Annotated in this window: 8 protein-coding genes and 1 pseudogene; 1 reads left to right on the forward strand and 8 read right to left on the reverse strand. The window is 64.9% G+C overall.

Going from position 1 to position 8,169, the window contains the following annotated elements; all coding sequences use genetic code 11:
- From AC1D01_RS16520 to AC1D01_RS16540, 5 genes and pseudogenes are all read right to left on the reverse strand, one after another.
- Positions 1-301: pseudogene (locus tag AC1D01_RS16520) on the reverse strand (hypothetical protein); the annotation flags it as partial.
- Complete coding sequence (locus AC1D01_RS16525; RefSeq protein ID WP_477868084.1) at positions 301-867, reverse strand: glycoside hydrolase family 108 protein; 567 nt, start codon at positions 865-867, stop codon at positions 301-303. The pseudogene AC1D01_RS16520 and the gene AC1D01_RS16525, both read right to left, overlap by 1 nt.
- Before the next feature lie 51 nt (positions 868-918).
- Positions 919-1,182, reverse strand: a complete 264-nt coding sequence (locus AC1D01_RS16530; protein WP_157598160.1) for a hypothetical protein — start codon at positions 1,180-1,182, stop codon at positions 919-921.
- Positions 1,166-2,323 carry a phage portal protein gene (locus AC1D01_RS16535; RefSeq protein WP_477868087.1) on the reverse strand — a complete coding sequence of 386 codons (1,158 nt, stop codon included), beginning with the start codon at positions 2,321-2,323 and terminating at the stop codon, positions 1,166-1,168. Before AC1D01_RS16535 ends, AC1D01_RS16530 begins: the two co-directional genes overlap by 17 nt.
- Before the next feature lie 11 nt (positions 2,324-2,334).
- Positions 2,335-2,562, reverse strand: a complete 228-nt coding sequence (locus AC1D01_RS16540) for a DUF6148 family protein (protein ID WP_477868089.1) — start codon at positions 2,560-2,562, stop codon at positions 2,335-2,337.
- 159 nt (positions 2,563-2,721) lie between these two features.
- Between AC1D01_RS16540 and AC1D01_RS16545 the strand changes: the two genes are divergently transcribed.
- Positions 2,722-4,404, forward strand: a complete 1,683-nt coding sequence (locus AC1D01_RS16545) for an ATP-binding protein (protein WP_477868091.1) — start codon at positions 2,722-2,724, stop codon at positions 4,402-4,404.
- A 112-nt stretch (positions 4,405-4,516) separates the two neighbouring features.
- Here the strand turns inward: AC1D01_RS16545 and AC1D01_RS16550 are convergent, their stop codons facing one another.
- The 3 genes from AC1D01_RS16550 to AC1D01_RS16560 all read right to left on the reverse strand — a co-directional run.
- Entirely contained in the window at positions 4,517-5,005 is a 489-nt protein-coding gene (locus AC1D01_RS16550) for a hypothetical protein (protein WP_477868093.1), read from the reverse strand.
- 14 nt (positions 5,006-5,019) lie between these two features.
- The gene (locus tag AC1D01_RS16555) at positions 5,020-5,877 is read right to left on the reverse strand and encodes a hypothetical protein (RefSeq protein ID WP_477868095.1); all 858 of its coding nucleotides are present in this window, start codon (positions 5,875-5,877) and stop codon (positions 5,020-5,022) included.
- 53 nt (positions 5,878-5,930) lie between these two features.
- A partial coding sequence (locus AC1D01_RS16560; protein ID WP_477868097.1) for a GTA baseplate fiber-binding domain-containing protein occupies positions 5,931-8,169 on the reverse strand: 2,239 nt, incomplete at its 5' end.

Genomic DNA, 8,169 nt, shown 5'->3' on the forward strand with positions numbered 1-8,169 from the left:
TGGTCGTCCGGCCGAGCTGGGCAAGCTGCACGTCGCGCTTGCGGGCGTCCTGGCGATCGGCGAGGAAAGCCTTGTCGAGGTCGACCTCGGCCGCGATCACCGCCTGGCGGAAGGCCAGCAGCGCAGCAGGATCGGCCTGGATCGCGCTCAGCGCGGCCTGGCCAGTGTCCTTACCGGTGACCTGCTTGGCGATGTCGATCACGGTGCTGGCAGCCTGCTCGGCCTGGTCGCTGCCGGTGATCCACTTCAGGATGCCCGGCACGAACTGCGCGAGCGCAAAGGCGGTGCTGATCGGGTCCATCAGGCCTTGCCTCCTGCCGCGGGCGTGATCTCCACGCGGTTCAGCAGCCAGCCGTAGACGAAGGCTTCATCCTTCGCGCGGCGCTCGGCCAGCTCGACGTAGAAGGCGCCCTGCAGCGCGTTGAGCGCGCGCAGCAGCACCACCTGCCCCTCGGCTCCGCGGCGGCGCATGTACTCCCGCAGCGCGGCGATCGTCATCGGACCGATGCGGCCGTCCGCTTGCACGTCGGGATACCAGGTGCCTTCCATGTTCAGCACGTTGAGCGCGCGCTGCAGGAAGGTGGCCGCCTGGTCGGTGCCCTGGTTCACCGCGGTGTCGAACAGCTCGCCGGCTATGACCGGGGCTACGCTCGCGACCTGGTCGAGCTGCAGCGCATCCCAGTACCGGTTGCGGTAGATCGCCTTGGCCTGGTCGAGGCCGAGCAGATTCATCGGGCCGGCGTAGCCGAAAGCACGAGCCACCGCTTCGGTAATGCCGTACTTCGTCTGGCCGCCGCTGTCGCGCGGGTCGTAGCTGAAACCGGCTTCCTTGCCGAGCACCTGGTCGAATGCGGTCTCGAAGTTCATTGCTGTAGTCGTTGAGGTTGTCATGGCTGTGGGATGCGGAGGCTGCGCCGATCACTTGCCAAGCAGGCGGCTGAACCAGTCGAACTTCAGCGCGCCCAGCCCGAGCAGCGCCATCACCGCGTACATCGCGAGCCGGCGCAGGCCTCGGCCGAGCTGCCGGTCGACGTAGCCGCCCCATACGTTGACCAAGCGCTGCGCGGTGCGCTCATCGCCGAGTCGGGTCACGAGCTGGGCGGCGAGCTGGTCAGCCAGGTGCTCCGCGATGGCACTGGTGTCGGCGTCCGTCAGGTTGCGCGGCTCATGGCTTGTCGTCATCGGTCTGGCCCTCCTCGGTGGTGTCGTTGATCGGATCGTTGGGGTCGTTGGAGTTCGGCGCGGTGGGGAGGCCGCTCGCGTTCTGGTGACGCACGTCGCTGCTAAAACGCAGCTCCTTCTCCTCGACCTTCTTGCGCCAGCTCGCGATCTGCTCGAGCACCGTGTCCGGGTTGCGCCCGGCTTTGCGAATCACCTCGACCTCGCTGATGAAGCCGGCCTGGCTCAAGGTCAGCCAGGCGGTGGCTTCCTTTGCCATGTCGATCCACGGCATCGACGGCGCGACATAGAGCACGTCGTCATTTGTGCCGGGCTTCAGGTCAGCAGGGATTGGCACCACACCAGAGGCATTCGCAGCGTTGATGAAGTCTTCGACGACCGGCTGTACGGCCATCGACACGAAGTCGTCGGTCAGGCAGGCGTAGTGCACCCACTGCTCGACCAGTTCCTGCCGCTGGCTGCTGTACGTGCCGTCGTAGTTGCGGCTGACGCTGGAGTAGCTCGCGCTGATACCGGCAGCAAAGGCGCGCAGCTGCCCGTTGCGGAACGTGATCAGGTTCGGGTTGGGGCGCTTGCTGTCGATCAGGCCGATCTCTTCGCCCACCGCGAGCGTGTCGATGATGGTGCCCGGCGACAGCGACACCTGGCGCGGCAAGTCATTGCCGTTGTCGTCCTTCAGCGGGCCCTCATAGCCGCCGCCATCCGGTGCCTGGCGCTTCACGTAGCCGGTAAGCATCGCCGCTACCTTCGCCGCGATGCGCTCGGACTCCTCGTAGTCCTTGATGTCCTCAATGCGCCCGATAACGCTGGCGAAGCGGGTGACGCCGCGCAGCTGGCCGATGCGCGACAGGTGCGCCAGGTGCAGCATGCGGTCGGCCGTGACAACGTTCAGATCCTGGTGAAGGGTCGTCGCCTCGCCGGGGTGGGTCTTACTGACCCAGTAGGCAGTCGGGCGCATCCATGCGTTGTACTGGATACCCTGCTTGATGCCGCGGGCCGAGTCATTGAAGTCCATCGGCACAAGCTCGGGCTCCAGCGGGTTCGGGCGCGCAGCCTCGTAGTGCGCCAGCAGCGTGCGATTGCGCAGGCGGTTCAGGCCGCGCTGCGGGTCGAGCCAAGCGACGAGGCGGTCGACAGGGTTCAAGCGCGCCGCCATCAGTCGAGACGCGCGACGGAGAAGCGCAGGCCGCCCAGGGTCGATGCACCAAATGCGCGGTCGCGCTCACCGGCGACGCGGCGTTCCCACTCCTGTCGGCCGGCCCGGATCTCGGCCAGGTCTTCGCTGCGGAAGACGCGATCGCCGAGGCGCGCTTCCTTGCCGAGGAGGACATCGGTTTCGGCCTGCAGGTACGCGGCCAGCATGGTGGAGGACAGGGTGCTCATGCGCCCATCCTCGCGGGATCTTCGTCCCGTTTGTAGATCCCAAACCGGGATTATCTTCTCGCGGACTCCCGCCACCCGTTTGAACACATGGCCGTGAGCGGACGACCCTTGCCGTGCCTCTCAGGCTTGTCACGCCTTCAAATCGATGATGTAGGTTAGATGATCTTCGGCATCAATTCGATGCGTTTGTCGAGAGATAAACAGCGAAGTCTGAAGTGTCATTTGGCAATACATTATTGCTTTGACTCAGTCGCTGATGCAGCTCAGCACCGTGTATCGGGCATCAATTCACTGAGAGAGGACGGCGTGCTCATGAAATGGCCTACTCGCCGAATCTGCGGCCAGCGATCAAGCACCCTTCAGCTGCTTTCGCGCGCTCGCCTCGAGTTGTCAATTGCGCAAGCGGTCCTGGCTGATATCAATCAGCAAGTACGGCATGCAGCCGAACGTCTGGCTGCTAGTGATCAACATCAACTCGTACGTGAAGCGAACCAGCAGTTGGTGATCTCGGCGCTGAATGCCCATACCGCGGCCGAACTCGCCGAGCGCTCTCGCAGCGATAGCGCAAGTTCGTCGGAACGTCGGGTGCGCACGGAGGCACGCGCCAAGGAAGCGCTGACCAAGCTCAACGTCAATCTTGAAGATCGCGTTTCCGATCGAACTCGGCAGCTCGAGATTGCGCGCGACGAGGCCCTTGCCGCGGGGCACGCCAAAGAACAGTTCCTGTCAAATATGAGTCACGAGCTGCGCACGCCTATGAACGGCATGCTCGGTGCCCTGGAGCTATTGTCAAAGTCTGAACTTAAGCCCAGGCAGATGCACTATCTTGGGGTGGCCACGGCGTCAGGCGAGGYCTTGCTTGCGACACTCAATGAAGTGCTCGACTTCGCGAAGATCGGTTCGAACTTGCTTCAGGTTGACCTTGCTCCGCTTGACGTGAATTCCGTCGCGCGCTCGGTTGTCGCCTTGTTTTCACCTTCGGCCGAGCGAAATGGCATCAACTTACAGTTCAAGCCCGGCCTGGGATTATCAGATATGCGGCTCGGCGATGCGCTGCATCTGCGGCAAGTGCTGCTGAATCTGGTGGGTAACGCGATCAAGTTTACGCCGCAAGGCAATGTGACTCTTCGGACGCAGTTAGTTCGCAGTGGTGACGGCGAGCACGTTGCTTTTGAAGTGCAGGATTCCGGCATTGGCATTGATCCATCACAACTCGAGCGAATCTTCGAGCCCTTCGTCCAAGCCAATGATCCCACCCACGAGCGACCGGGAGGCACGGGTTTGGGGCTATCCATTAGCAGGCAACTGGTGCGGGTGATGGGCGGGGAGTTGAAGGTAACGAGCGTCCACGACCAGGGTTCGACGTTCGGGTTCGAGCTTGCCCTCGAGGTCGCCGCGCCGACCGCGCCCATGCCGCTCGGCAAGCTCGAAGGGGCATCAAGTTCGGATCGTCTGGAGGGCCTTGTCCTGCTGGTCGAAGACAACTTGGTCAATCAGATGGTTGGCATCGCTATGCTGGAATCGCTTGGCCTCGAAGTCGTTTCCGCGGCGAATGGCGAAGAGGCGCTGGCGAAGTTGGCGGTGACGCCCTTCGCGCTCGTGCTAATGGACTGCCACATGCCCGTAATGGATGGCTATGAAGCGGCGCACCGAATTCGCGAGGCTGAGCGGTGCAACGGTCAGCCCCGGATCCCCATCATCGCCTTGACAGCCAACGCATTCAAGAACGACGTAGATCGATGCCTTGCCGCCGGAATGGATGCTCACGTAGCGAAACCTTACTCAACGCTCCAGCTTCGTGCGGCCATCGCGCCTTGGCTTCAAGGCGTATCGACCTCTTAGATCGCGCGGTGTTCGACGATCGACCTACGGGGAGGGGGGAGCAGACCCGGGAACGGCTTCAAGTCCTGCGTTTTCACACAGCCTCGGTCGATAAGTGCCGCTCGCTGGAGCCTCAAAAGTCGTACCAGTGCTCTGTGACCACCGTCACGTCGATCGTCTTCACCTCGCCCGTGTTCACTTCCGTCACCGTGCACCGTTGCACGCCACTCAGCGTGTTGGCCTTTCCAACGGTCGTTGGGGCAGCTGCATTGCGCCGGAACTGCGTCGTCGCCAGGTTGGGTGACATCGCGGTCGCGGACGATCCTGACAATGTCGACCAGGCGATGGTGAAGACCCCCGCCCCGCCCTGCACCGTCACCGTCACAGGGGTGGTGGTCACCGGCACGGTTGCACCGCGAGTCGACGTGAAGCCCGAACCGAAGACGCTGGCCGTCGAAGCGGTCACCACGAACGACCCGCTGAAGACCTTGCGCGCGACGCCGTCGGCGCCATACCGCCAGATCTCGCGCGCCTTGCGCGGCGTGCCACCCACGTCATATCGCCACACCTCGCGGATCTTGCGCGCCACGCCCCCACTGTCGTACCGCCACATCTCTGCCATGTGTGCCCTTCTCCTCAGTACACGAACACGAGGTCGCCCGGCGCACCGCCCGACGGCTGGCCAGCCACGTTTGTCATCGTGATGCGCCCGAGCCCATCGCCTCCGCCTCGCCCGTAGACCAGGCCCGAGAAGACGGGCGCACTGTTCCACGACACGAAGCCCACGTCGTTGAAGAACTGCGACATCGAGCCCGGCCGGTTGGAGATGTTGGTCCACGGCACCACCAGGCTGTTGCCGAAGTAGCTCAGGTCAACCTTGCGCAGGAAGCCGTCGCCACCGTTGTTGATGAAGACCTGGCTGATGGGTCCGTTCTCGCTGTTGGGCGAACTCTGGTTCAAGTAGGTAGCGTGCAAGTAGCCGTTCGCGTTGCGCAACGCCACCGTGTTGCCGTTGGCCGCAAAATCCGGCACCCACGCCGTGATGGCTGGCGCTCCGGTGACGCGGCCCCAAGGCACCGTCCCTTCGATGAGTTGGCCGACGTTGTCGAAGAACCACTTCCACCGGCTTTCGCTCACCGAATAGATCCCCGACGTGCCGTCGCTCGCGTTCACCATCAGCGAGTACAGCTTGGCGGTATCGCTGAACTGGACACCGGCCCATCCGCCCGCGACCCCAGGAATCGACACCGAGGTGTACGAGACCGGTGGAGTGTTCTTCAGGTAGCCCGTGGCCTTCTCCACCCAGCTGCTGCCATTGAACTCCTGGATCAGTCCGCCGGTGAAGCGCTTTGCGCCCGCCGGCGGGCTGGTGATTGCGCCGACGTAGGCTGGGTCCATCCACTGCGACAACGCRCTGAAGGAAGCCTTGATCTGCGGCAGGACGCCGGTGTCATAGCGGTCGGTGGTGACGGGTTTGCTGAAGTCGATCGGCATGGTGGTCGGTGATGTCGTCTGAGTCGTTGAATAGGTGTTGAGCTATGCGGGGGTCAATACCCACGCGCCGTCCAGCCGCCCGAACCGGTGACCTTCTGGCCGGTCTGCGGGTTGAGCAGGTAGACGGTGAAGCCGGTCGGGTTCGGCACGTCGAGGAAGTCCACGATGGGCAGCAGCGCCGTCGTTCCATTGGCCTGGCAGAGCGGTGTGTCGGCGTCGATGAAGGTCACAGCGAACGGCACGAACACGCCCGCCGCCGCGTTGGTGATCACGAAGCGCCCCGAGTCGGTCTTGAGCTTGTTCGAGAGCTTCACGTCCAGGCTCGCGATACGGATCAGGTTCGCGCCCGCGCTGCAGCTGAAGGTCCAGACCACCCGCACGTACCGGAAGCTCGCCGCCAGCACGCTGGTCGCGCCCGCCGCCGCGGCTGTCCAGGCGTCTGCACTGTTCAACTTCGTGTAGATCTGGCAGCTGGACGTGACTTGGCCGGCGACCACCGTCGCGCCCAGGGTCACGGTGACGATCGTCGGCGGCAGCGCCGTGCCGTAGTCGAAGGTCTCGTCGTAGGTCGCGGCGGACACGCTAGGCTGCGCATACAGCGGGAAGCCCGCGTCGACCTGCTGCTGCGGCGTGGTCCAGCCGTGCGATTCGAAGTGCTGCGCCCAGGTCTCCGGCGCGACTGGCCCGAGCAGCGCGCCATCTTCCAGGAACAGATTCGTCGAGGTGCCGCTGAACGTCGAGTGGATCTGCGTGCGCAGCACGTAGTCGGGCGGTTGGTTGATGGTGGCCGCGATGCCGACAGGTGTGCCGGTGTTACCGGCGCTGTCGAAAGCCGCGACCCAGTATGTGAAGACGCCCGCCTGCTGCTCGAAGATCGCCGTGAAGGTGCTGTTGCCGTTGGAGCCAACAATGGTGCCCGCGGCCCAGCTTGCGCCCTTGCGGACCTCGTAGCGGTCGATCGGCAGGCTGCCGCTGGCCGGAGCGGTCCAGTACAACAGCGCGTTGTTGTCGACGACCTCGGCGCGCGACGCGACGATCGCGCCCGGCGCGGTAACCACCGTGTCGACCGACGAGGCCGCGCCGCGGTTGCCCTTCACGTCGATCGCCGCGACCCACCACCGCCTGGCGCCGCCCCAGTCGATGCGGCGCAGGTGCCGCGTGATCTGGAACACCCCGACGACGGTGGCCGCCGCGAAGCTGTCGCCGAAGCGCAACTCGTAGCCGCTGATCGCGAACGCGCCCGGCACGCCCGCGTAGTCGAGCTGCAGGTCGGTGCCGGTGATGGTCGCGTTCAGTGCAGAGATCGCCGGCGCCGTCACCGTGCCAGCCACGCTCGTCGGCGTGCTGCGGTTGCCGAACGCATCGACCGCGGCGACCCAGGCCGTGAAGGCGCCGCTTGCCTGCACCGCCCACAGGTGCGAGGTGCCGCCGAGCTGCTCGACCACCTGTGCGGTCGACCAGGTCGCGCTCTGACCAGTGCTCACTCGCCACTCGTAGCCAACCACATCCGGCTCGGCGTTCTTGGCGCATTTCAGCCGCACGCCGAAAGGCTCGAAGGATGCGGACACGTCCGTCGGTGCCGACGGCGGCAGCGCGGCCATCGCACCGGTTACGCGGTAGTCGTAGGCCAACACCTCGGCCAGGCTCTGCTCGGCCGCGCCGAAGATGTTGAAGCTGGTGAACTTGAAGTGGATCGTCTTGCCGATGAAGCTCAGCTCCAGTGGCCCGCTCTTGCCGATCGAGCTGTCCACGCGCACGAAAGCGTCGCCGATCTGGTGGCCGGTGCTGGGCGTGCCGTGCGCACCGCGCACCAGGCCGGACAGCGCATAGGTCCCGGGCGCCAGGAGCGCCGCATTCTGGAAAGCGAGGTACTCGGGCACCGTCCCGCCGATGTAGCAGAGCGTGCCGAGTGCTGCGGCATCGGCCGCACTGGTGCTGATCAGCTGGCCGCTGGTGCTCACGGTCACGCTGTCGCCGCTGATGAAGGTGCCGAGCCGCCCGTAGCGCGCCGGCCCGTGCAGCGTGCTGGCCTTCTGGTAGTTCAACCCGTCGACGCTGACCCACACGCTGCAGCCGCCCCAGGCTGCGCTGCTGCCCTTCACGGCCGCGTAGACCTCGAGGCCGGTCTGCGTGAACCCCACCGGCGCCTCGAACAGCACCGGCGCGTCCACGTTGCCCGGCGCCGCGTTGTAGTCGTGCAGGTAACCCGCATTGACCTCGCTCGGGTACATCGTGGCGCTCGCCACGCCAACCGGGAAGTCCTCGGCCTTCACCGTCAGGTCGCCGTCGTCG

The sequence above is a fragment of the Rhizobacter sp. P3_B12 genome, assembly GCF_056402895.1.

Excerpts from the sequence above, each read along its gene's own strand:
- AC1D01_RS16525 (WP_477868084.1), bottom strand. The coding sequence starts at position 867 with ATGAACTTCGAGACCGCATTCGACCAGGTGCTCGGCAAGGAAGCCGGT.
- AC1D01_RS16530 (WP_157598160.1), bottom strand. The coding sequence starts at position 1,182 with ATGACGACAAGCCATGAGCCGCGCAACCTGACGGACGCCGACACCAGT.
- AC1D01_RS16540 (WP_477868089.1), bottom strand. The coding sequence starts at position 2,562 with ATGAGCACCCTGTCCTCCACCATGCTGGCCGCGTACCTGCAGGCCGAA.
- AC1D01_RS16550 (WP_477868093.1), bottom strand. The coding sequence starts at position 5,005 with ATGGCAGAGATGTGGCGGTACGACAGTGGGGGCGTGGCGCGCAAGATC.